Here is a 25121-nt window from a genome sequence, read left to right as displayed (position 1 = left end):
GAGCTTATTATGGATTGAAAATGAGACGGGCAATGAACGATAGATCCAGAATGTCAATCACTTCATCTTGGGCAACGTCAAATTTCTTCACGATTTCCCAATCAGGGCTTCCTTTTGATTTACCATAGTGAGCCGCAATCATCGCCAAATCTCCGATGCTTATTTTGCCATCGTTGTTCACATCACCCGGCTTGTTATCCCGCAGCACCGCTATGCTGTGTGAGGACGGTTCGATGTCATACTCCTCGCCTGACGTACCGCCAATAACGGCTTGCATCACTTCAATTCGTGCATTGGTATGGTCCGGAACGTCCTTAGCCCGGAAAGTCAGCTGCAACAGGCTAGGCTGGTCACCACTAATCGCATGCTCGATTCCCAAGCTCACCATAATCAATCGCAATATACCGGGAGCCGTTTCCTGCTCACTGACCAAATACATACTCGGAGCGAGCGCCTGCGCCCCTGTATATTGCAGCGATTCAGAATCATACCGGATGATGATGTCTTGGGCCGTGAACGGCCGATCCGCATGCTCGACGCCATAGGTCAGTTGGAACGTCCCGCCCGGCTGAATAGTAGATGGACCAGACAGCACACTGCTTACCGTGTCAAAGACCTGCTCGCCGTAAGCTTTTATTTCATAGATCGAGTATCCCCAGTTCGCATTGAACGGATCAATGGCATACACACGGATGTAACGAACCGGCTGATCTCCGATATCACGGATCGTAATTTTGCCGCCGGTAAATTCCGTAATATTTTTCATGTCGAAATACTCTACGCCATCCAGTGAGCCTTGCAGTTTGAATGATTTGGCGTACGCGGCTTCCCAAGAGATGTACACCTCGGACAGCGAATAGAGATTGCCAAGGTCGACAGAAATCCATTGCTCCTTGGTGCCATTCTCGCCTTCGTCCTCGTTCGAGCCTGTTCCAGTTGCCCGTTTCGAACCCCAGCGGCTATCCGGATTGTCATCATTGCCATCAACCGCTTTGTTCCCTGTCCAGGGCCTATCAGGATAAACGCTTGATGTGGTTGCCGGTTTATTTAGGGCCAAGTTTTCTCTTTGATCCAGCTCGCCTCCCGCCAACGTCCGGTTGTAAATGACCAGATTATCGATACTGCCTTTGGCCTTATCCATTACTTTCTCTGTTGGCAGCGCAAAGCTGGAAGAGTAGCGTTTGCCGTTTTTGGGCGCTGCTATGCTAACTGCTTCTCCAACGTATTCTCTATTCACATAAAGCTTCGTCTTACTGCTGTTGGAGTCACTTGCCCCTGTCCTGTAAGTCAATTCCTGCACCAAAGCAATGTTGACCCATTCATTGGCAGGCAACTCGTAATCAAACAAAAATTCGTAGGCAATGCCCAGCTCTCCACGTTTGAAACCAAGCTTGCCGGTACCTTTGAAATTGGCATACAAGCTTCCATCCTTCCCTGAGAACAGCTCGGTATTCTCCGGAATTTCGGACATATTGATATCAAATGAAACTGTGTTCGGGAATCCAATGCTGTCAAACGGCAGTGAAATATAGCCATCGCCATTTAATTTAATTCCATTCCCGGTGCTGCCTTCTCCAAGAATGCCGTTCACAACTTTAGCATTGTACTTGTTAGGAGACGAGTCCTCGGCAAAGTCATTCTTCAGCTCGTCGAACTTATAATTCGCGATCACATCGCCGTCCGATGGAACAAAGCGTCCCGGATTGGCCCCTCCGGCGGCATTGTACAACGTCTCTGCTAGCTTCACGAATTGTTCGGCGGTTTGACCTTCCGTTTTTTCTCCGTACCATGTCTTTTCAGCTGTAATGGCTACCGAGGATCTCATCCGATCAAAAATATCAAACGGGGAGAATCCTCCGCCAAACGAAGTCATATCATTCCAAATAGCAAATTCGGCGCCTTTCGTTTGCGGATGGGCAATCGGCATAATCGCCGTTCCGTTCCCCGCCCCCCTGACCGGCAAGAAATTGTTGACATCAAAATTATCGTACAAATTCGTTAAATTCATGCGGTCCGGGTACCCAGCATTCGAACCAGGTACAATATACAGCCATCCGCCTACAGTGTTAATAATATCGTAGCCGGCCGCATACGTTTCCTTGACATCGGACCAGTATGGAGCCCACAGGTTCATCGTCGCTTCATTGGTGACCGGCGTCTTTCCATTGAATCCTTTGGTGCCGAGCGAGCCCCATAACCTCGTTTCATATCCTTTGCCGTTGACGTGTTTAATTAATTTGTCCGTATAGGCGCGCATTTGCTCCGAATAGGCCTTATCGTATTCATCCGTTCCAATATGGAACTTATTGGACTGAATGATTGGGTCCTCTCCATCCAAATACTCATCCAACAGATCCAACACAAAATTGACAGTATTCTCATCCCGAATATCCAGCGATCCCGAGCCGAGCATTTTCACTCCAGGTACTCCTCTGAACGCTTCCGAATGATAAGGAGTGTCAATTTCGGTAATGACATCAATGCCATACTGTTTCATCTCGATCTGATACTGTTTATAATCTTTCTTGCTGTAATACCCATCTTTGGCCACGATTTGCGGGTACTTTTCACTTTCCAAACGGAACGCGGAATACCCGGAAGCGCCCCAATAGTCATTCACATGAACCTGTACTTCATTCAGCTTGAACCAAGCCATATAAATCGTCATTTCTTGAAGATATTCAAGCGGGATATACATTCTTCCGACATCGATCATACCCGATCTTACTTCGTATTTCGGATAATCGCGAGCGAGGCCCTTCGGCACGCTTGCATGATCCTTATCTTGATAAAGAATCTGGGTAATCGAAATTCCGCCATACAATGCGCCCTTAGCTGTCGAAGATGCGATAATAATCTTGTCATTGATGTCAAGGGTGTAGCCTTCCTCGCCAAGTATAGCCTGAGCGTTATCAAATTTCAGCACAATGTCACCTGGCTGCGCCTCTCCATCACTAATTGCAATATCCTTGTTCAGCATATTTTTGAAGTACATTTGAATCGATTGAGCGGTATCCTTCAAGGAGCTGTCAGCTGTTACAATCCTTGAACGATCTGTCAACGTGAAGCTGCCTGTATCGCCTTTCCATTCCCGTAAACCTGGCAGCACTTTAGGAACAGGATTGTCTCCGCTTTCTTGTGTATACTGGCCGGGAACGACAATATTAATGTCTTTTTCCGAGGTCGCAAAGTCGCTAGGATCGTTAATATTTTCAACCTTGTAGAGCAGATTGACATCCATAGCAACCAGCGGTTGATGAACCGTACCGTCCATCGCAATGACTTCCTGCGTGTCGGAACCGTACAAGCTGATCTTAAAATCACCGCTAACCTTTGGTAAAACGAGCCTCTTGCCATCCTTCGATAATGTAGGCTGCTGCTCTTCGGCTGCTTTCAGTACATGGTTCGCTGTAAAATGTTCATATTGATAAGCTTCCAATTCATACATACTGGAGCCGTAATATTGATTGTTCGTATGCTTCCATTGTTTATTTTGTTGATATTTAATATATCTGACCGGTTTTTGGTCGAATACAATCGTCCGTACTTCCTTATCGCCTTGTTTGTTGCTTATTTCCTTATATACGCTTTCATAAGCATTGCCGTCCACTGAAGTAAATACTTCATAGTCGGGCGAGACAGCATGGAAGTTAATGATGATTTCACTTACGTCTTGTACTTCTCCCAAGTCCACAATCAGCCACTGATTGTCAATCTTATCGGCAGACCAGCGTGTGCCCACATCTCCGTCTACAGCCATTTCGCCTACAAATTGTGGGTACCTCCAATTCCCCCCTACTTTTCCACCTTCCACGCCCGAATAGGTGATGGGTTTTTCCAGCGCCAGATTAATATTTTCTTCCGTTATTTTTCCTTCGCCGACGTACAGCTCGTTTAAACGCATGCCGGAATTCGCGTCCCACTTCAGTTTGAGTTCGCTGAACGGCGCATATGAGCGAAGATCGATGTTCTGATACGCGTCCGTAAACTTTCCAACTTCGATCCATTCCGCGGAAGCCTGCGCGGCTTTTTTGACCATCAGTTTTACTTCCGATCCCTCGTTTTTCATCAGGATCAGATTAGTCGCATTCGGCGTATTGATATTGTTGTAGGTAAGTTCTCCTGCTGACTTGTCGATATCCACATAGCTGAAAATATCCTGATCAAGAAGCTTCTCTAGGCCGCTCAGATTACCTGAGAGAACGAAGGTGTCCTCCTTGACGTTTTTATTGATCTCAATCTCATGGACCTTAAGCCATAGATTCTGCTTGCTGTCGGTGAGCTTCAAATAACGCCCCAGTGTCCCTTTACAGTCAATAGTATTGATATTCCCCGCATTACTGAAAGTGATCGGGTCACGCCAAGTTTTTCCATCGGAACTGAATTCAATCTTACCAGAGGTTACCACGTCCTTATCGGAATGAATGAGCATGTCATAAATCGGGATTTCACTTCCCAGATCGAATATAAAATTCCGATCTCCGTTCGGGGATGGACGGAGCCACAAATACGTGGACAGATTTCCGTCGACCATATTGCCCGCGTTTCCTTCATATATAGACACATTATGAGCCGTTGCCAACAGGGTCGGCGAGCCGCCGAATTTTACCGAAAGCTCGGCAAGCTCAATAGTCTTTGCCTCTTGAGACGTATTGCTCACTCGGATGTATTTTGCCGCAGTGATATGTGAGTCCGACCAAGGCATCACGCTCCAGTTAACCCCATCTGCCGAGAACTCGGCAGTCAGAGACTTAAGGCCCTCGTCGATTTTCAGCGTGTGTGCGTTTTTCAGCTTATTAAATTGGAATCCAACATAATCCCCAGGTTTTAGAGTGATCGCCGCTACATTCTTCAGCGCTGCGGAAGCGCCAGTAAACGTCAACGCCCGATTCTCCAGCGTGGATATGTTGGTATAGATCCCCGCGGGTTGCTCCACGTTTACTTGAAACTCCTTGACCGATAAACCGCGGTTCGGCGATCCGGTTTTCTCGTCGGTGAACTCATCCGTTGCACGGTAACGTAGGAATTGGGCAGAAAGGTCAAGTCCCTGCGCCGAGACCGTGCTCGTATCGAATTCTGCAATCCCCGTCCAGGTTCTGTTGTCCACTGACGCTTCGAGTACGCCCTGTTTATAGCATTTCGTGTTATCCATCACGATGGTTACATTATCGATATACGTGCTCTTGCCCAGATTCACGCCGAAGTACGCGCCTTTTGAAACCACTGCGCCCGAATCGGTTTCCGAAGCTGTCGTCATATTGCCGTCCAACATCTTCGTGTAGTCAAGGGTCGAGCTGCCGAAACCGCGTGTTTTGGACGGCAGGGAGAGCTTTTCCATCAGTTGTGTTTCCAGCAGGTTCAAGATCTCCTCGGTAAAGGGCACAAGCTCCTTTTGCGCAACGACCTTGGACGCGGACACCGCTGTTTTCAGCTCCGCTCTGCGCTCGGAAATCACCGTCATTGCCGCCTGGATGGATGCAGAATCATCCGCAGAGATCTCTCCCAACTCCATCAGCCCTTGTACGGCGTTTCTGCTTGCTTGTGCGATCTTCCTCATTTTGTCCAACCAGGGCGTAAGTTCTTTCGAGATGCCGTTTGTACCCGGATAGGCCTTCAGCGTGTCCACAGCGCCGACAATCTCTTCAAACTCCCGAACAAGAGAAGTGCCAGGTTCCGAAATATCCTCGTTGCCTGCCAACGCTTGTTTAAAGACATTTATCTGCGGCAGCAGATAGAGCGATTCGCCTGCGTCAAACGGGTTCAAGCCGTGCGATGCATTCTGCGAAAAAATACGCAGTGCGTTCGCCACTTTGGGATTGTCCGGTATGATGTAGTCAAACGAATCCTGCCAGCTCTGCTCATAATCGTATTCACCAGTGTTCCAGGTGTAATCCGCAACGCTGAACAGTGACACCTTGGACGCCTGCGCCTGATTCATCGGATTTGAGGCAAAACCCGAGATCTTATTAACGCCAGAGTAAAGCCCCTTGGAAGAACCCATATGGACATAACCCGCGCGCCCCAGATCGTTTACCGGATAGTTCCACCAGATATAGACCGGTCTATTGATATATTGCGTGACCCAGTCGATGACACTCTGCTTGACTGGCGAAACGACGTTATCACCCGTCCACATGATTTGTACATCTTTCGGGAACTTGCTAATGCTTTGCAGATAGTTAATCGTTGACTGACTGCCGCTGTCCTTGCGATAATACTGAGGGCAAAAGATAATAGGCTTGACATCGCCCTTGGGCTTGATGTATTCGCTATCGATCCGCGTGATGAAGCTCACGAGCTGATCATTATTCGTCGCGGAATCATCAAAGAAAATGGCGAATTGCCGAACGCCAATGCCGTACATCTGGTCGAACTTGTTCTTGAGCGCCTGAATGTCTTCTTCCGAGCCGAGATTGATCTTGCCTCCGACATGGGCTGCCCAGACGAATTCAACGTTGGTCTCCAGCCCCTTATCGACCAGCTCTTTCAGTTCGGCGAGCTTTGCGGACGGATACGGTTCCCTCCATTTCGCTGCATGATAGGGATCGTCTTTGGGTCCGTACAGATAGGAATTCATCTTGAAGTCACCGCCGAACGCCATCAAGTCCTTGCGGTTCTCGTGTGACCATGGCGTGCCGTAAAAGCCCTCGATGAAGCTGCGAAATTTAATATCCGAATAATCTTCAACCAGCACATCAGTTAAAATGCCTTCTGCCTGCTCCAAGATCTGATCGAGCGTGGTGACTCCGAAAAAAGCGCCGCCATTGTCAGCGCCCATGATGGCGATGACCTGGTCGGATTCGGAGGTCTTAAGCACATAGCCATCATCCTTTTTCACGGAAACCTCCGGATCAAATTTTCCGTTTAAGTACTCATAATCGGCTCCCTTGTCGTTGTCGATGCCAATCAGAACATCAATATCATCCTCTGACGCGGTTTGCCCTGCCTTCATAACAGTGAAGCCCCTTTCCTCGAAAATGTTTTGCGCCTTGGTTGCCGTATGTTCGCTGACGTCTTCTTCCATCACCAGATTGATCGTTTTTCCCGCAAGCTGCATCACGCCTTCGCCGTAAGCATAACGGTGCACCTCTGGATAAAAGACATATTTGCCTTTGGTCTTGCCCCCTACTACAACCGGGTAGACCTTCGTATCCGATGCATTGTTCTTCGTAAAGATTGCGGTAAGCGTAACGGCTTGATCCTGCTCGCCTCTTGTAACTGTAGCGTTTCCGCCGTCGATAGCAATGGCGTTGCTGTTCGACGTCCATGCGATGCTAACGCCATTTTGATCGGTCAGCGGAAGAGTCAAATGGTTGAATATCCGCTCGGGCACCGTGATGTTTTGCTTAGCGATCGCTATGTAACCGCTGTCATCAAGCGGTGCTTGAAACACGCGCAGTTCATACAGCGAGTACCCCCATTTGTTCGGGGTGCCATCCGTATTCAGACGGGTACGTACACCCTGAAACTTCACATAGCGTGCTGTGACCGGCGTTTCTAACTCAATGGTGTCAGTTCCTCCTGCCGCATAGTTGGCGCTGTCCTCATGCACCCTCGTCGTGATTTCCGTCCACTTCTCGGCATCGTCGGACGCCATCAGCTTGTACTCTGTGGGGTACCTCTCAAGGGCCGCCTCGATCTTGTTGAAACGGTATTGTTGTCCCATATCGATATAAATCCACGATGCATAAACCTCGGGAGTATTGCCCGAATTGGATGCCCAGCGTGTACCTGCATTCCCGTCAACAAGATTCCCCTTTACAAAGCTGCCGTCATGTCCACTCTCGAACACAGGCTTCCCCAACGCAAGGTTGATATCGGTCGTCCCGATTCCATCCCCGGCATCCGAGTAGGTTACTGCATCAGCCAAAGCTAAATTAAGATTATTCGATTCATTTTCCTCCGCCGACACTTTAATTCCCTGGAACATATTTACTATTAACAAGAGAATACAAAGTATCGCGAAATTCATTTTGCCCCTTGTCCTGATTTCCATGTAAATCCTCCTCGTATAAACGTACTAGTAAGATCATATTGTTCTTTTTTCAGTTGCTCCGGACAACTGAAATGGAATGAATGCAAAGTGATCCAATTTTAGATTTCAGTTAATGATCCCCCCCTTATTTTTGGTATAGCGACATTGGTCTTCACCCATCATCGCGAGACTTCAACTGGGCTCCCGCCGACTAGTTGTGCCTGGCTTGGCTATTTTTCACAACAAAAAAGGGGCATTAGCAAAAAGTGTTAACTTTTTACTAATGCCCCTTATGTCTAGCCCTCAGGGTAACACGTAATAGGCTTATTTAATTTACAAATATCCATATCGCTTGATTGATTCCATAATATAGCAGAACCCTACCCCTGTCAACAATCATTGACTAGATATTGCTTCTTCATCAGCTGTAGCTGCGCTGAGAATATGAATGCGACGCTAGTTCTTCAATAGATGATACATTTCGAGCCATCTGCGCTTATTATGGATTGAAAATTTTTATTGCAATCATTGAAAGGTCGGCGATATCGATTTTACCATCTCCGTTAATATCGGCAATCTTAATTGCTTCCCAGTTGGAATCGTCGGAGTTTTTACCGTAATATCTTGCTACAAGGGCCAGATCGCCAATGGATACGATGCCGTCCCCGTTGAGATCCTCTTTCACTCGCGGAATGACCGAATCGATGAAGGTCTGAAGCGCCTGATTCAGGTCCGCAATCGCTTGATCGACTTCCTCTTGCGACGCTTCGGCCTTATCCGCTACCGCTTTAGCCTTGTCGATGGCAGCCTGCAGAACGGCTTTGGAGCCTTCAGGGTATTGCTGCGGTTTCGTGCCTTCCACCGCGCTATCGTGTGCGCTTTGTGAACGGTCAATCAAAGCATTTAATTCTTCCTTCTTCACCGCAACAATCTGGATACGGTGGAATACGTCTTCCAGTTGGAGTTCCATACCCTCACTGTCAGCGACAGTCGCGCCTGCAATCGTGATGCTTGTCGACTCTGTTACTTCTAATGTTTTAGCGTTCCACTTCAGTGTCAGCAACGCCCCATCCGTATTCACGCCCTGATCCGCGCCCATGCTTGCCACAATCAGACGAACTTGACCTGCCTTGTCATCTAGCTGCTCCACGATTTTCAATCCATCTTTCAACGATTTCGCAAATACGAATTCTACTTTCTCCGGATCATATTGGAGGGTCAGATCTTGGGCATAAATAGCTCCGCCCACATGCTGCAAGCCGTAAGTCAAGTCAAAGGAGCCGCCGGCATTGGTTTTGTCGGCGCCCGACAATACCGCTATTGTCGTTTTTGGTTGTTGATCAGCGATCACTCTATAGACAGCACTTGCTTGTAATGTTGTTCCTTCAACAGTTCCTTTAACGGCATACACACCCGCCTTCGCAACCATGTCTGCTGTAATTGAAGTCCATACAACGTTAACAAGTCCTGTCGATCCATCGTTGTATACAGCCTCAATTTGTGCAGGAAGTGAGGGGATTACACCAACTTTTGTATCCACGGCGACCGATTTATAGTCGACGATGGTCTTTACGAATGGTTTCACTTCAAAGACGTTAATCTCCGCAGCCGATGCCCATCCGGCAACGCCCTCTGTTGCTTCGAGTTTGACATAGGATGCAGCTGTCGAAGCAAAGGTTGCACTTTTCTCTGTATTGTTATTTTCCCAAGTTCCGCTTGCAACCTTTGTAAAGGCCGCCCCATCCGTACTTACGTATACATTGTAGTTTGTAATAATTCCGTTGCTGCCCGATGGCCTTGGCAAATACGCGACTTGATTAATATTGTAGGCTTCTCCAAGGGTTAAGGTAATCGATTGGGGAAGAACATCCGCTTTGTTCCACTTTGTATGCCAGAATGATTGCGGATTGCCGTCAATCGCCATAGACGCTGCGTTATTTTCGCTGCCCAATTCTTCGCTTGTCGCCGTTGCCGTCATTTGCGATTGAGGGATCGTATTGCCTTTGGATGCAGAAATAGAAAACATCTCTGGTCGACTTCTAACGGTCACCCCATCCAAAGTAACCTTTACTGCAACTGTCGCTTTAAAACCATTATCAATACTACCGTTCACAATAATCGTATTGCTGCCTTCCACAACGGACAACCTGTCATCGCTAAATATATACTCAACCGCGGCCCTTGACAAATCAGCCTGCTCGCCTGTACTTAACGTTCCCTTTAGAGCACCTGCGATCGGCTCATTCTCCCTAATGGTGTTGCTGCTTAGAGAAAGCTTCACTTCTCTCAGATAAGGGTTCAGATGTACGTTTCCGACAGCATCTACATCCACATAGAAGAAATCACTAGCGCTGTAGCCGTCAAGCCTCGCGGTTACGTAGATCCTCGCCTTGCCCTCTGACCCCGCTGTAATCACCCCATCTGCGCCAACAGCTGCAACTGACGGATTTTCACTTGTGATCATAATTTCTGCATCCGTAAGGTCAAGCAAAGTACCATTGCCCGAATTACCCTCTACATCAACCGTTACGGTTTTGTTATCCGCTCCGATTTTCGGATCAAGTTTAATGCTGGCAAGTGAATGAGGTAGTTCAATTACGCCGACGTAGAGCTCGTTTACACGCAGGCCGGAATTCGCGTCCCACTTCAGTTGGAGTTCGTTGAACGGCACATATGAGCGAAGATCGATGTTCTGATACGCATCTGTAAATTTTCCAACTTCGATCCATTCCGCGTCATCCTGCGAGGCTTTTTTGACCATCACTTTTATTTCCGACCCCTCGTTTTTCATCAGGATCAGATTAGTCGCATTCGGCGTATTGATATTGTTGTAGGTAAGTTCTCCTGCTGACTTGCCGACATCTGTATAGCTGAAAATATCCTGATCGAGCAGCTTCTCTAGGCCGCTCAAATTACCTGAGAGAACAAGGGTATCCTCCTTGATGTTTTTGTTAATCTCAACCTCATGAACCTTAAGCCATTCACCCTGCTTACTGTCGGTGAGCTTCACATAACGTCCTAATGTACCTTTACAGTCGATAATATTAATGTTCCCCGCGTTACTGAACGTGACCGGGTCACGCCAAGTGGTTCCGTCAGAACTGAATTCAATCTTACCGGAGGTTACCATGTCCGTATCGGAATGAATGAGCACGTCGTAAATCGGGATTTCGCTTCCCAGATCGAATACAAAATTCCGATCTCCGTTCGGGGATGGCCGGAGCCACAAAGACGTGGACGGATTACCGTCAACCATATTGGACGCGTTTCCTTCCCAGACAACGACATTGTTAGCCATTGCCTTCAGGGATGGCGAGCCTCCGAATTTTACCGAAAGCTCGGTAAGCGCAAAGTTCCTTGCCTCCTGAGACGTATTACTCAATCGGATGTATTTGGCCGCAATGATATGTGAGTCCGACCAAGGCATCACGCTCCAGTTCATCCCATCCGCCGAGAACTCAGCAGTCAGAGATTTGAGAGCCGCATCAATTTTTAGTGAATGTGTGTTTTTTAGCTTGTTAAATTGGAATCCGACATAATCCCCAGGGTTTAGAGTGATTGCTGCAACATTCTCCAGCGCTACGGAAGCGCCTGTAAACGTCAACGCCCGATTCTCCAGAGCGGACACGTTGGTATAGATCGCCGCGGGTTGCTCCACGTTTACTTGAAACTCCTTGACCGATAGGCCGCGGTTCGGCGAACCGGTTTTCTCGTCGGTGAACGCATCTGTTGCACGGTAACGCAGGAATTGGGCAGAAAGGTCAAGTCCCTGTGCAGAGACCGCGCCCGTATTGAATTCCGCAATCCCCGTCCAGCTTTTGTTGTCCACTGACGCTTCAAGTACGCCCTGTTTATAGTATTTTGTGTTATCCATCACGATGGATACATTGTCGATATGCGTTTTCTTGCCCAGGTTCACGCCGAAGAACGCACCCTTCGACACAACGTCGCCGTAGGAGGTTGTGGATGTCTCCGCGGCCGTTGTCATATTGCCGTCCATCATCTTCGTGTAGTCAAGGGTCATGCTGCCGAAACCGCGCATTTTGGGCGGCAGGGAGAGCTTTTCCATCAGCTGTGTTTCCAGCAGGTTCAAGATCTCCTCGGTAAATGGCGCGATCTCCTTTTGCGAAATAATTTTGGATGCGGACAACGCTGTTCTCAGCTCTGCTCTGCGCTCGGAAATCAATGTCATAGCCGCCTGGATAGATGAAGAATCATCTGCAGAGATCTCACCTAACTCCATCAGCGCTTGTACGGCATTTCTGCTTGCCTGTGCGATCTTCCTCATTTTGTCCAACCAGGGCGTAAGTTCTTTCGAGATGCCGTTTGTACCCGGATAGGCTTTCAGCGTATCCACAGCGCTGACAATCCCTTCGAACACTCGAACCAGAGAAGCACCAGATTCCGAAATCTCCCCTCCGCCTGCCAACGCCTGTTTAAAGGCTTTCATCTCTGGCAGCATGAAGAGCGATTCGCCCGCTTCAAACGAGTAAATGCCATCCGTGGCGTTCTGCGAAAAAATGCGCAGTGCATTCGCCACTTTGGGATTATCCGGTATGATGTAGTCAAACGAATCCTTCCAGCTTTGCTCATAATTATATTCGTTGGTGTTCCAAGTATAATCCGCAACGCTGAACAGCGATACCTTGGACGCCTGCGCCTGATTCATCGGATTCGAGGCAAGGCCTGAGATATTGTTAACGCCGGAGTGAAGCCCGTTAGAAGGACCCATATGAACATAGCCCGCCATCCCCAGATCGTTCACCGGATAGTTCCACCAGATATAGACCGGCCTATCGATATAATGCGTGACCCAGTCGACGACGCTCTGATTGATCGGCGAAATGACGCCATCACCCGTCCACATGATTTGTACATCTTTCGGGAACTTGCTAATACTTTGCAAATAATTGATCGTTGCCTGACTGCCGTTATCCTTGCGATAATACTGAGGGCAAAAGATAATAGGCTTGACATCGCCCTTAGGCTTGATGTATTCGCTGTCGATCCGCGTGATGAAGCTCACGAGCTGATCGTTGTTCGTCGCGGAATCATCAAAGAAAATGGCGAATTGCCGAACGCCAATGCCATACATCTGGTCGAACTTGTTCTTAAGCGCCTGAATGTCGTCTTCCGAGCCGAGATTAATCTTGCCCCCGACATGGGCTGCCCAGACGAATTCAACGTTGGTCTCCAGCCCCTTATCGACCAGCTCTTTCAGTTCAGCGAGCTTTGCGGACGGATACGGTTCTCTCCATTGCGCTGCATGATAGGGATCGTCTTTGGGTCCGTACAGATAGGAATTCATCTTGAAGTCGCCGCCGAACGCCATCAGGTCCTTGCGGTTCTCGTGTGACCATGGCGTGCCGTAAAAGCCTTCGATGAAGCCGCGAAATTTAATATCCGAATAATCTTCGACCAGCACGTCGGTTAAAAATCCTTCTGCCTGCTCCAAGATCTGATCGAGCGTGGTGACTCCGAAAAAAGCGCCGCCATTGTCAGTGCCCATGATGGCGATGACCTGGTCGGATTCGGAGGTCTTAAGCACATAGCCATCATCCTTTTTCACGGAAACCTCCGGATCAAATTTTCCGTTTAAGTACTCATAATCGGCTCCCTTGTCGTTATCGATGCCAATCAGAACATCAATATCATCCACTGACGCGGTCTGCCCTGCCTTCGTAACAGTGAAGCCCCTTTCCTCGAAAATTCTTTGCGCCTTGGCTGCCGTATGTTCGCTGACGTCTTCTTCCATCACAAGATTGATCGTTTTTCCCGCAAGCTGCATCACGCCTTCGCCGTAAGCATAACGGTGCACCTCTGGATAAAAGACATATTTGCCTTTGGTCTTGCCCCCTACTACAACCGGGTAGACCTTCGTATCCGATGCATTGTTCTTCGTAAAGATTGCGGTAAGCGTAACTGCTTGATCCTGCTCGCCTCTTGTAACTGTAGCGTTTCCGCCGTCGATAGAAATGGCGTTGCTGTTCGACGTCCATGCGATGCTAACGCCATTTTGATCGGTCAGCGGAAGAGTCAAATGGTTGAATATCCGCTCGGGCACCGTGATGTTTTGCTTAGCGATCGCTATGTAACCGCTGTCATCAAGCGGTGCTTGAAACACGCGCAGTTCATACAGCGAGTACCCCCATACCCAAGCAGCACCGTCCGTGTTCAGACGGGGCCGTACGCCCTGAAACTTCACATAACGTGCTGTGACCGGCGTTTCTAACTCAAAGGTGTCCGTTCCTCCTGCCGCATAGTTGGCGCTGTCCTCACGTACCTTGACCGCGATTTCCGTCCACTGCTCGGCGTCGTCGGACACCATCAGCTTGTACTCCGTGGGGTACATTTCGAGAATCGCCTCGATCTTGTTGAAACGGTATTGTTGTCCCATATCGATATAAACCCACGATGCATACACCTCGGACGTATTGCCCGAATTGGATGCCCAGCGTGTACCTGCATTCCCGTCAACAAGATTTTCCTTTACAAAGCTGCCGTCATGTCCACTCTCGAACACAGGCTTCCCCAACGCAAGGTTGATATCGGTCGTCCTGATTCCATCCCCGACATCCGAGTAGGCTACTGCATCAGCCAAAGCTAGATTATGATTATTCCATTCACTTTCCTCCGCCGACACTTTAATTCCCTGAAACATATTTACCATTAATAAGAGAATGCAAAGTATCGCGATATTTATTTTGCCCCTTGCCCTGATTCCCATGTAAATCCTCCTCGTATAATCGTACTTGTAAGATCATTTTGTTCTTTTTTCAGTTGCTCCGGACAACTGAAATGGAGTAAATTCAAAGTGATCCAATATCTGGAGCCTGAACAAGGTCGTGAGCATTGCGTTGGAAGAACTCATTTCATTCCTTCAAAACAAAGGCAAAAACCGTTTTCACAACATGGTGGGCTTAAATTCCAGTTAATGATCCCCCCCTTATTTTTGGTATAGCGACATTGGTCTTCACCCATCATCGCGAGACTTCAACTGGGCTCCCGCCGACTAGTTGTGCCTGGCTTGGCTATATTTCACAACAAAAAAGGGGCATTAGCAAAAAGTGTGAACTTTTTACTAATGCCCCTTCTGTCTTGCCCTCAGGGTAACACGTAATAGGCTTATTTAATTTACAAATATCCATATCGCTTGATTGATTCCATAATATAGCAGAACCCTACCTCTGTCAACAATCATCGAGCGCATATCTTGGGCAGCTTGGATTATAAAAAGTCTGTCCGTTTCAAGATTAATATAACTGGTACTTCTGACGGAGGTCCTCGCGGTGAAGTACGTTCGAATCCTCGCGAATGTAGTGGCAAACGTACGAACGTCGCCAGCGATCAATGCTCCGATTCTTAGTAGATGAGTGGATGAGTAATTCACTGAAGAACAGAATGTCTCCCTTCTCCATTGGAACTGGAATTTGTCTTGAGGTATCGACTCCTTCCGTCTCTTCGGTGTGTGACTCATGCTCCTCTAGATCCTTAACAGCACCATGCGGTAGTAGTCCCAGTTTATGCGTGCCAGGCATTACCCATAGGCAGCCATTCTCGACATCTATCACTTCTTCCATAGCTGTCCAGGCTGCAATCATTGTCATTGGATCATTCTTAATATAGTAGTAATCCTGATGGGCTGCTTGTCCTGGAGAGCCTGGTTCCTTATAGAAGTACATACTTTGTACGCATACCGCTTCCTTGCCCATCAATTGAGCAAGCGCCCCGCGAACGATTGCATTCTTCATCAACTGTCTAGAAAAGCTATCGTGCTTGTGAGGATTGAACAGTCTAACAGAATATCTTTTATTATTGTCGCAAGACGCCCACTCTGGCATTGGATCTTGATTTCGGATATCATAAATGTGTCCGTTAAAGGCATCAATAAGGTCTTCGGTCATCCCCTTCTTGAATAGGATATATCCTTGTTCTCTGAAGAATTCAATCTGTGACTCCGTTAAAGGTGTGAGCGGCTTCGTATATATTCCATTCATCATGCATTCTCCTTTGGCGATAACAATTAATTTTCTATCTAAAGGATACTTTGATCGATCTCACTTGACAATATCTATAACTTGCATTATTGTATCTAAAATTGACATTATGCAAGTTATCGTATACGATGTCGACTGGAGAATTGCTTATGACTATTGATAAATTAAATATCCCGTTCGATGCCTTACAATATGCCAATGCTGGTTCTATTGTCTACCCTCCTGGAGGCAGATTCGGTCCCCGGATCCAGCAAGATATTCAGTTCGTCATGCTTTATACTGGAGAAATGAACATCACGATCGATCGACGACATGTCAAAGTTTTACCTGGTCAGCTGATTCTCCTAAAGCCTGGACACGAGGAGAACTTCATCTTCTCCAAAACTGAACAATCGTGGCATCGTTGGATATCCATCCATTTAACCGAGCTAGCCGATGAGACGCAAGAAGTCTTATACCAGCTACCTGAATGTATTACGCTAACTAAGGAGATGAACCAACTAACCGATCTTATGCTCGACGTTCAGCGCCACGCTCCCAATGACGATTCCGCCATTCTAAGCTTGGGACTTGCCGCTATTCATCTATATCCAATTGAATCAAAAAGAGTACTTCTCCAGAAGGAAAAGCACCCTGCCGTATATTCCACTTTAATGTGGATCCATGAACATTACTCAGACGAGATCACGCTTGAGATGCTAGCCGTACAAGCCTGCATCTCACCTGAGCATCTACTGCGACTATTTAAGTCAAATGTTCAATCGACGCCTATACATTATGTGTGGGAGTATCGGGTTAATAGAGCCATTGAACTACTAACTAGTACTGGATTGACTATTTCAGAAATCTCCCATCGCTGCGGCTTTAAAACATCTCACCACTTTGCAAGACTAGTTAAGCAACATACGGGAAAAACGGCAACTGAAATAAGGCAACTATCCTGGAGTGGCTTACTTAATTGATTGTACTTCTATTCTGTTTGAAGCTTCGTTACACGACGAGATTGGCTCCTTTTTGATAGGATTCCCAGTTTTCTATTACGCTTAATTAGATCCCACTGATCCGCACAATTTTTCTTAGGAATGAATTAAATACTCGCTTCCAACCTTCAGAATTCTTTCGTCTTCGACTGATTCTTCTAAATGGGAATGAATAATGGCATGCCCCCTACATTCAAGGATTCTGCCCATTTTGCTGCATACTGACCTCCAGATGGATGCTAAGCCAAGTGATGTTTCTGTATCAATAAGTGTTTGGTAGATCGCCAAATCCACCTGGTCGATGAGATCATGCACTTTGAGCAAAATATCATTTAATCCTTCCGCAGTCCTGACATTCGAAAAGTATGTCAATCGTACGTCGTTAATATCGATATAACTGATTACTGCTTGGAAGCACGACTTTTTTCGACAACTTATCGTGTAGAATATAACAACATCCCCCAACTTAAAATTTATCTTCAATTCCACATATTGACACAATAATTATGTTATAGGATAATAGTCCTTGTGATATTTTTAGGTTTTATGTCTTTTGATAGAGGTAATAATATTTAATAGGTTTATAGAACTATATTTTTTCGTTATAAGGGAGTGGTTGTGGGCTTTACACTAGTCTAATAGTAACCGTGCCGCTAAATAGTTCTTCGGACTCATATATGTGAATCAATATTTACATAGCACATTATGGTCCCAGCTCGTAAATGTTCATCATAAATAATACAAATTGTGATTATTGAGGAGACAACTAAATGAATAAAAAGGTACTTTCTACAGCATTGACTGCCGCATTGGTAATCGGATCGTTAAACGCGGTTGGTACTAGCTTTGCAGCAACGCCCACAGGATTCTTTGATGGGGCAAGCACTCACGCCCAATCCGCAATCCAACGGCTTCTCGATGAAGGCATTATCCAAGGTGACGGAAGCGGTAAGTTCAATCCTCAAGGGCAATTAACTCGCGCACAATTTGTGGTAATGATGGTCAAGTCTATGGCCCTGAAAATCGACCCTAACAAAACGACGTCTTCCAACTTCTCGGACGTACCTGATTGGGCTGCACCTTACATCGACGCCGCTTCCGATGCAGGAATCATCCGCGGAACGGGCAAAAACACGTTCAGCCCGAACGCACCGCTAACCCGCGAACAATCGGCGGTGATAATGGTGAACGCATTGATTTCCACTGGCGCGATTCCGAAAGATGAAACAGCGGAACTGACGTTCAAGGATGGCGTCAGCGTATCCGATTGGGCGAAAGATGCTGTAGCCTTAGCTCTGAAATACGGGCTGATTCACGGTAAACCAGACGGAACGTTCGATCCGCAAGGCACGGCGACGCGAGAACAAGCGGCGGTTATGTTTTCTAACTTTATTGACACGTCTAAAAATCTTGAAGACCTGAAGGAACCTGAACCAACGGCTACGCCTGAACCGACCCCAACGCCTCCAACTGCACCTATCGGTGGCGGACCTGTCGCAGACACGACCGCACCTACCGTACCGACAGGGCTTTCGGTAACCAACGTTACCCACAATTCCCTGACGTTAACTTGGACGGCTTCGACCGATTCCGTAGGTGTAAAGGGCTACGAAGTTTTCGTAAACGGTACGCTCATGGGCAGCCCTGCTGTAACGTCGTTTACGTATTCGGGACTAACCCCAGATACGGATTACGTGTTCACGGTCAAGGCGAAAGACGCGGCGGGTAACCGTTCGGCGGCTAGCGCGACACTTACAGCAAGAACATTGTCAGCCACAGTAGACGGTACGGGATTCCTCAATGACGTTCAATTGTACCTTTTGAACAATAACCAAACCGATACAAATGACGGCGATGTCGGCACGGTATACCAATTTAACGTCAACTTTGGAACAGGAATTCAAGGCGTAACGAAAGACGATATTACAGCGGCTTCCGCATACTTCTACGTAGGAAATGAATTGGTAGGGACGAAGACGGCTACGGAAGACTTTGCTTCTACTATTAAAGATTATGCGGGTCTGACGGGTACGGTATCTCCTACGAAACCCGTAAACAATAATGAATGGTGGTCAACGTCTTACAACTCCACCCAAGCACCTGATCGGGTAGTCGTATCCGTAATCGCTAACGGTGTTACCTACGTGGTAACCGCTAACCTTTCGGCTAACCCTGTCGCAGAAGAATTAGACGGTACGGGATTCCTTAATGAGGTTCAATTGTACCTTTTGAACAATAATCAAACCGATACAAATGACGGCGATGCCGGCACGGTATACCAATTTAACGTCAACTTTGGAACAGGAATTCAAGGCGTAACGAAAGACGATATTACAGCGGCTTCCGCGTACTTCTACGTAGGAAATGAATTGGTAGGGACGAAGACGGCTACGGAAGCCTTTGCTTCTACTATTAAAAATAATGCGGGTCTGACGGGTACGGTATCTCCTACGAAACCCGTAAACAATAATGAATGGTGGTCAACGTCCTACAACTCCACCCAAGCACCTGATCGGGTAGTCGTATCCGTAATCGCTAACGGTGTTACCTACGTGGTTTCCGCTAACCTTTTGGCTAACCCTGTCGCAGAAGAATTAGACGGCATTGGACTTCTGAACGATGCACAGCTTTACCTGTTACCCGCTGACCAAACCGATACAAATGACGGCGATGTCGGCACGGTATACCAATTTAACGTCAACTTTGGAACAGGAATTCAAGGCGTAACGAAAGACGATATTACAGCGGCTTCCGCGTACTTCTACGTAGGAAATGAATTGGTAGGGACGAAGACGGCTACGGAAGCCTTTGCTTCTACTATTAAAAATTATGCGGGTCTGACGGGTACGGTATCTCCTACGAAACCCGTAAACAATAATGAATGGTGGTCAACGTCCTACAACTCCACCCAAGCACCTAATCGGGTTGTTATCAAGGTTACAGCTAAAAGCAAGATCTATACGGTAACGGCTTCAGCGTTTTAATCAAATAACAGCAAACAAGTCGGGGCTAAACGCCTCGGCTTGTTTGCTTGTCAGGTGTTCGTATGAAAAGACATATTGCCTCATCAATAAGATAGAGATCAAGAAATGACCGCAATCCTTACGAAAGAGCGGTCATTTCCATGAATGGAACGAAACTCACCGCTTCACCTTATAAAACTTATGATACAGCCTCATCAGCGCCCGCTTTTCTATCCGCGACACATAGCTGCGGCTTATGCCCAGCTCCTTTGCGATTTCAACGTATGAGAAATCTCTAATCCTCGCTAGCTCATCATTTCTACTATGTCCCGATAGCTTAAACTATATTTTAAATACCATCTCACTGTTAGTAAAATGATTGCTGATTCATAATGCTTCCATGTTGGGTTATCAAGAATTAGAGCTTTGCACCACAACCCTTTAGGTTAATAAAAACAAGGAGCAGCTGCCGCGGCAAACTACTCCATGTGTCGTTCAATTAACGTTACCCTATAGTGGATTAAGCCAAAACTAAAAGAGCAGCTTACTAGACAATCTGTTCCTTGACTAAGAAAATTTATCTGGAAGAGCCTTAAGGATTTCTTCATATTGTAGAGCAACTGCTACCTCTAAAATATGTATAGGGTTTTGATGAGCGTAAGCTAAAAGCAATTCTTTAGTAAATTCATCATCATTTAATTTTAGACTTCTTTTTACTAGTTCCATCATAGCTCTTTGATTACGAAAATTAAGTTGCTCAATTTTTTCCATTGCTAATTCTATATCACCCTGCATTGTACACTCCTACTATCCGTGATCTGCGATTTTAAATTATTTTTTAGCAGTTAATCATCGTTAATATAATAATAATTCGATGCTTTTCCATTCTTTCAGGGGGGATGTATATGAGAAAATCTTAACAAGATTATCCTATTCATGCTGTGCTAGAATAAACGCTCAAAGCCATTCGATCATTTACCTATTATTCGCATACGGAGGGATTTAATCATCATGTACAGACTTCTGGCTCTATTCACTCTGCTCATACTCGTTACCGCAACCGCAGCAAATCACAAAGTAGATGCTTCACCCGTCTTGAAATTCGGCAGCGAAGGACAAGATATTCCGGATCTGCAGTTCCGGCTTCAGACGATGGGTTATTACAATTTGCCCATAGATAAAAATTTTGGTAAGGCCACCCGCAGCGCAGTTCAACGTTTTCAAAAAAATAACGGGCTCCAGAGTGACGGCGTTGTAGGTCCGAAAACATGGGCGAAGCTCAAAAAATTGTCGGTCAACAAAAAAGAGCTTTCCATGCTTGCGCGTGTCATCTATGCCGAGGCCAGAGGGGAAGATTATATAGGTCAAGTGGCGGTAGGTGCGGTCGTAATGAATCGCCTCCAGTCTTCAAAGTTTCCGAATACAGTAAAAGAAGTCATTATGGAGCCAAATGCTTTCTCAGCCGTAAAAGACGGACAGTACTGGCTAATTCCGAATCAAACAGCATTCAAGGCGGCTAAAGCTGCTGTAAAAGGGACGGATCCTACCGGCAATGCGTTGTTCTACTATAATCCGGTTATCTCCAAATCGGCTTGGTTCAAGACGCGTACAGCCACCAAGAAAATCGGCAATCATCTATTTACGCTATAGATATAGCCAAGAGAGAAGGACATTTTTCTAGAATAGGAGAACAAATGAATGAGCATAGACACTAAGGACCGGCATCAGGCTAGAGTTGAATTAGTAATTGATATTATCAAAGGAGTTTTTGAAAAAGAGACTATTCCGGAGGCTTTCAAAGAGAAATTAAATACAATGAGTTATGATGATTTAGGTTTTTATGTATTAGATATCATAAAAAACCGATCTGTTAATGAAATTCTTTAATTGAATATCGGGCTCCTCACGGGTCGCTTCTTGTTAAAAAGAATCAGTAAGGAGTGTTTCAACGTTAAGCTTTCTTCCCGTTACCTCAATAAAAAGAGCAAACGCTGTCGCAGCGCTTGCTCTTTTTATCTTTACAACGCTCTCATAACCCGGTATCGACTAGATGTTGAGCGACATTTTTTTCAATGAGTTGATTTTGTCTCGCTTGCCTTTAAAACTTTATAGTAGAGCGTCCTCCTGGATGATGGAATTTTTAGAGCTATGACCCGTTACGTACTTCCATCATACCGAGGCGTCAGGCCGCCCATTGTGCTTTACTGCTACCGGTCATCGCGAAAAGCTGGTTGCAGAATTGCAGACCTTGCTCAGCTGCGCCTTCCCTTTTATCTGAAGCCTTATTAACCGAATCAATTACTCCAGTAAAATCATAAGCATTTAGATAAAAACCCAAAGAACGTTTCACAGGCCGGTAATATCGCTGCGTATGCCTTTTAGTAAATCGGATGTATGATTTAAGTTGCGCAGATTTAACGATTAATCCCGATTGTCACAATTTCACAAGAACCAATCGCTAGAGACATTTGGCCTCCCGTGCCAGATTCAATTGGTTGTCCCTTATCTTCCATGATTGAACTTTTGTAGAAATAATAGTATGGAAGGTTAGAGCTAAGCTTTAATTCAGCCTCTTGGAAGTCCATGTTGTACCAACGAAGTAACAGATCATCCGTTCCTTCATTTATTTTCATCGAGGAGAAAGCCATCTTATTGCCTTCCCACTTGAATGGCGCAAACGTTGGTGCAATACTTCCTTGGTGAATGTCTGTTTGGCATGAAGTCCACGGAATTTGGAACTGGTAGGCTTTCGCATAGGCGCCCGACTGTACACCGTCACCGTTATGTGGAATGATGACCATACGGACGGTATGTTCACCCTGACATTGCGCTTCAGGCGTCGGGAATAAGCCCCAGTCGCCAAGCTCGCCAACCGCTCGAAGCAGCGTAACTGCAATTGAATTGCGACCATCGCGCAGCACTTCGTATTCATTTAAACCTAAATTGGCCACAACAAGACCTGCATCTGCCTCGCTAATGTCAACGAATGCCTGCTGATGCTGTGTATTGCTTGGGTTTTCCCATTTGGATGCCGGCAAAATGTCCCGCTGAGGGATTTCAAACATGGAATCGACGCGATGAACTTTCGTGTTCAGATCGGTTGGGAACAACATCCGCAAACGATGGTCTTTGGCTTGGTTGTTAAAAGTAACAGAGATCTCCACCCCTTTGCCTTTGCTGCTCAGGCTTACAACCGTACGAATCTGGATCGGTACCATGCGCTCCGAACGCTGTGCTTTCCGGTCTTGAAAATGAATCAAAGCGCGCTGCTCTTCTTCGAGCACTTCGTCAGCAGACGCAGGAATTTCCCAATCGATTACAATTTCAATGGATGCCTGGTATGGATGGTCCTCTAACACCCGAATTTGTGCATCTACCCCATAGGTCGTACGCGGTGTTTCACCGACAGGCTGTTTATATATATATTCGTTACCGATATCCCCTGTATTTTCATAAATGCCTAGATCCCGATAAATACGGCCGTTCACTTTGTCTGTTAAGCTGAATGAACCGTTATCGGCGATTTCAATCTTTAGCGATTCATTTTCCAAAACGCGTTCTCCCGCTAAGACCCTGGAAGCCGGAATCTCCGTTTCACGATTAACCCAAGCATACGCCTTCAGCCCCAATGCAGGAACATTCTCTGCTTCAAAGGTAAGCTTCACCTTGCGGCACAGATACGGCTGGCGGAATTTATCCTCCGGCAGATCGTAACCGAATTGAAGTCCGAGATCTTGGGACGTACATGGAATGGCACTCCCATTCTCATCCACGAGAATAATGCCTGAAAGATCCGCCGACTTCACGATATCACTGGCTTCCTCATGCGTATATTTGTCATACAAATACACACGTAAGACATCTAGCTCGATACTCACGACACCGGTTCGCTCCCAACCGGATGTATTCATAACGATGAGGGGAAGGGCGTTGTCTCCCAATCTGGCAAATCTAGACGTATCTACAAATTCAGCAATAGCTCGTTTACTCTCATCAACGATCGCTTCAGCCACATGTCGGCTTTTATCGAAGCGCGTCACCATTTCACGGTGCACATCATCTATAGAACAGCCGCAAATGCTGTCATGCGGATGGTTTTGCATCAATGTTTTCCAAGCATACGTGAACAGATGATGCGGGTATTTCTCTTGTGCTTCAAGGATATATGCTAAAGCGGCCAGAGGTTCGGCTACCTTTTCCAGCATCGCTTGTCCTAACTGATTCATTTGCTTCAAATATACCCTGGCGGAAGCGGTGTTCACGAGTGTATTCCAGCCGTCTGTACGCTGACTGCGAAGCTCGCCTTTTACAATAGATAGCTCATGATTCAAAGAGTGCTGAACAGCCTGCAAGTAATCTATGAAATTTGAATGAATAAAGGTTGTATCCGTATAAAGCTCGCGCGCGACTTGAATCGCTTCGGGCAAATCCAACTGAATCGGCTGATGGTCGCAGCCATTCATAAAGAGCAGCTCGCCCATTGATGCATATTTCTCAGTATCCGCCAGCTTCTTCTCCCAGTAAGCCTTCGCTTCTTCGCGGTCAACAGGAATTTCAGATCCATTATTATACCAGTTCGCAAAAAGGATTCCGAGTACCTGGGAACCATCAGGTCCTTCCCAAATCAGCTCTGAAAACGAAGATTCGTAATCGGAGTCAGATACGGTATTGTTAAAGCCCGTTGGCTTAACGCCTCGGCCAAACAACGCATTCGTAATCCCAGACTGCTTCATTAATTGCGGCGTTTGACCCACCAGACCGAACGTATCGGGAAAATAGCCGATCTTCGCCACAGGGCCATATTTCTTCGCATCTTGGTGTCCGATCTGCATATTCCTCACGTTGGCCTCGCCGCTGGTCAAAAATGCATCCTGTAGGATATACCAAGGACCGATCAAAATACGGCCGTCTTGAATAAATTTGGCCAATCTATCCTTTTGATCAGGTCTGACTTGAAGATAATCCTCCAGAATAATCGTTTGTCCATCTAAAAAGAAGCTGCGATAATTCTGATCTTGGTCCAGTTTATCCAGCAGCGTATCCACCAGCTCTACGAGACGAACATGATGCTTTTCATAGGGCAAGTACCATTCACGATCCCAGTGTGTATGTGAAATGATATGCGCGGTTCTCTTTGTGCTCATCGTTTAATTCCTTTCAATATGAAATCGTCATGTGTATTCACTAATCCCTTATTGGGCTTTTT

At 46.6% G+C, this 25121-nt stretch carries 11 protein-coding genes; 4 read left to right on the top strand and 7 right to left on the bottom strand.

All coding sequences use genetic code 11. The annotated features are described in order from the left end of the window. Positions 1–7: 7 nt before the first annotated feature. From AC0YN7_RS00775 to AC0YN7_RS00765, 3 genes are all read right to left on the bottom strand, one after another. Positions 8–7996, bottom strand: coding sequence for a beta-N-acetylglucosaminidase domain-containing protein (locus AC0YN7_RS00775; protein WP_475808040.1), 7989 nt, complete (start codon positions 7994–7996; stop codon positions 8–10). A gap of 478 nt (positions 7997–8474) precedes the next feature. Then, a complete protein-coding gene (locus AC0YN7_RS00770) occupies positions 8475–14702 on the bottom strand; it encodes a beta-N-acetylglucosaminidase domain-containing protein (protein WP_475808039.1) in 6228 nt (2075 codons plus the stop codon). 526 nt (positions 14703–15228) lie between these two features. Then, the gene (locus tag AC0YN7_RS00765) at positions 15229–15975 is read right to left on the bottom strand and encodes a phytanoyl-CoA dioxygenase family protein (protein ID WP_475808038.1); all 747 of its coding nucleotides are present in this window, start codon (positions 15973–15975) and stop codon (positions 15229–15231) included. A gap of 146 nt (positions 15976–16121) precedes the next feature. Here AC0YN7_RS00765 and AC0YN7_RS00760 point away from each other — a divergent pair, with 146 nt between their 5' ends. Further along, positions 16122–16934, top strand: coding sequence for a helix-turn-helix domain-containing protein (locus tag AC0YN7_RS00760; protein ID WP_475808037.1), 813 nt, complete (start codon positions 16122–16124; stop codon positions 16932–16934). Between the two features lie 114 nt (positions 16935–17048). Here the strand turns inward: AC0YN7_RS00760 and AC0YN7_RS00755 are convergent, their stop codons facing one another. Further along, the gene (locus AC0YN7_RS00755; protein ID WP_475808036.1) at positions 17049–17276 is read right to left on the bottom strand and encodes a hypothetical protein; all 228 of its coding nucleotides are present in this window, start codon (positions 17274–17276) and stop codon (positions 17049–17051) included. A 446-nt stretch (positions 17277–17722) separates the two neighbouring features. On the opposite strand from AC0YN7_RS00755, the gene AC0YN7_RS00750 reads away from it, so the two are divergent. After that, entirely contained in the window at positions 17723–19936 is a 2214-nt protein-coding gene (locus AC0YN7_RS00750; protein WP_475808035.1) for an S-layer homology domain-containing protein, read from the top strand. A gap of 156 nt (positions 19937–20092) precedes the next feature. Here the strand turns inward: AC0YN7_RS00750 and AC0YN7_RS00745 are convergent, their stop codons facing one another. Both AC0YN7_RS00745 and AC0YN7_RS00740 read right to left on the bottom strand, forming a co-directional pair. After that, positions 20093–20215 carry a sigma factor-like helix-turn-helix DNA-binding protein gene (locus tag AC0YN7_RS00745; protein ID WP_475808471.1) on the bottom strand — a complete coding sequence of 41 codons (123 nt, stop codon included), beginning with the start codon at positions 20213–20215 and terminating at the stop codon, positions 20093–20095. 267 nt (positions 20216–20482) lie between these two features. Continuing rightward, entirely contained in the window at positions 20483–20710 is a 228-nt protein-coding gene (locus AC0YN7_RS00740; RefSeq protein WP_475808034.1) for a hypothetical protein, read from the bottom strand. A 216-nt stretch (positions 20711–20926) separates the two neighbouring features. Between AC0YN7_RS00740 and AC0YN7_RS00735 the strand changes: the two genes are divergently transcribed. Both AC0YN7_RS00735 and AC0YN7_RS00730 read left to right on the top strand, forming a co-directional pair. After that, positions 20927–21565: a cell wall hydrolase gene (locus tag AC0YN7_RS00735; protein WP_475808033.1), complete on the top strand. Its 639-nt coding sequence runs from the start codon at positions 20927–20929 to the stop codon at positions 21563–21565. Between the two features lie 48 nt (positions 21566–21613). Beyond that, positions 21614–21802, top strand: coding sequence for a hypothetical protein (locus AC0YN7_RS00730; RefSeq protein WP_475808032.1), 189 nt, complete (start codon positions 21614–21616; stop codon positions 21800–21802). Between the two features lie 527 nt (positions 21803–22329). Here the strand turns inward: AC0YN7_RS00730 and AC0YN7_RS00725 are convergent. Next, positions 22330–25059: an alpha-mannosidase gene (locus tag AC0YN7_RS00725; protein ID WP_475808031.1), complete on the bottom strand. Its 2730-nt coding sequence runs from the start codon at positions 25057–25059 to the stop codon at positions 22330–22332. Between the last annotated feature and the right edge of the window lie 62 nt (positions 25060–25121).

Source organism: Paenibacillus sp. J31R122 (assembly GCF_056269185.1).
The sequence above is the reverse complement of the archived record's forward strand: the minus strand, read 5'-3'. Positions and strand labels throughout refer to the sequence as shown.

Coding starts and splice junctions, on each gene's coding strand:
- AC0YN7_RS00775 (WP_475808040.1), bottom strand. CDS start 7,996: ATGGAAATCAGGACAAGGGGCAAAATGAATTTCGCGATACTTTGTATT.
- AC0YN7_RS00770 (WP_475808039.1), bottom strand. CDS start 14,702: ATGGGAATCAGGGCAAGGGGCAAAATAAATATCGCGATACTTTGCATT.
- AC0YN7_RS00765 (WP_475808038.1), bottom strand. CDS start 15,975: ATGATGAATGGAATATATACGAAGCCGCTCACACCTTTAACGGAGTCA.
- AC0YN7_RS00760 (WP_475808037.1), top strand. CDS start 16,122: ATGACTATTGATAAATTAAATATCCCGTTCGATGCCTTACAATATGCC.
- AC0YN7_RS00750 (WP_475808035.1), top strand. CDS start 17,723: ATGAATAAAAAGGTACTTTCTACAGCATTGACTGCCGCATTGGTAATC.
- AC0YN7_RS00740 (WP_475808034.1), bottom strand. CDS start 20,710: ATGCAGGGTGATATAGAATTAGCAATGGAAAAAATTGAGCAACTTAAT.
- AC0YN7_RS00735 (WP_475808033.1), top strand. CDS start 20,927: ATGTACAGACTTCTGGCTCTATTCACTCTGCTCATACTCGTTACCGCA.
- AC0YN7_RS00730 (WP_475808032.1), top strand. CDS start 21,614: ATGAGCATAGACACTAAGGACCGGCATCAGGCTAGAGTTGAATTAGTA.
- AC0YN7_RS00725 (WP_475808031.1), bottom strand. CDS start 25,059: ATGAGCACAAAGAGAACCGCGCATATCATTTCACATACACACTGGGAT.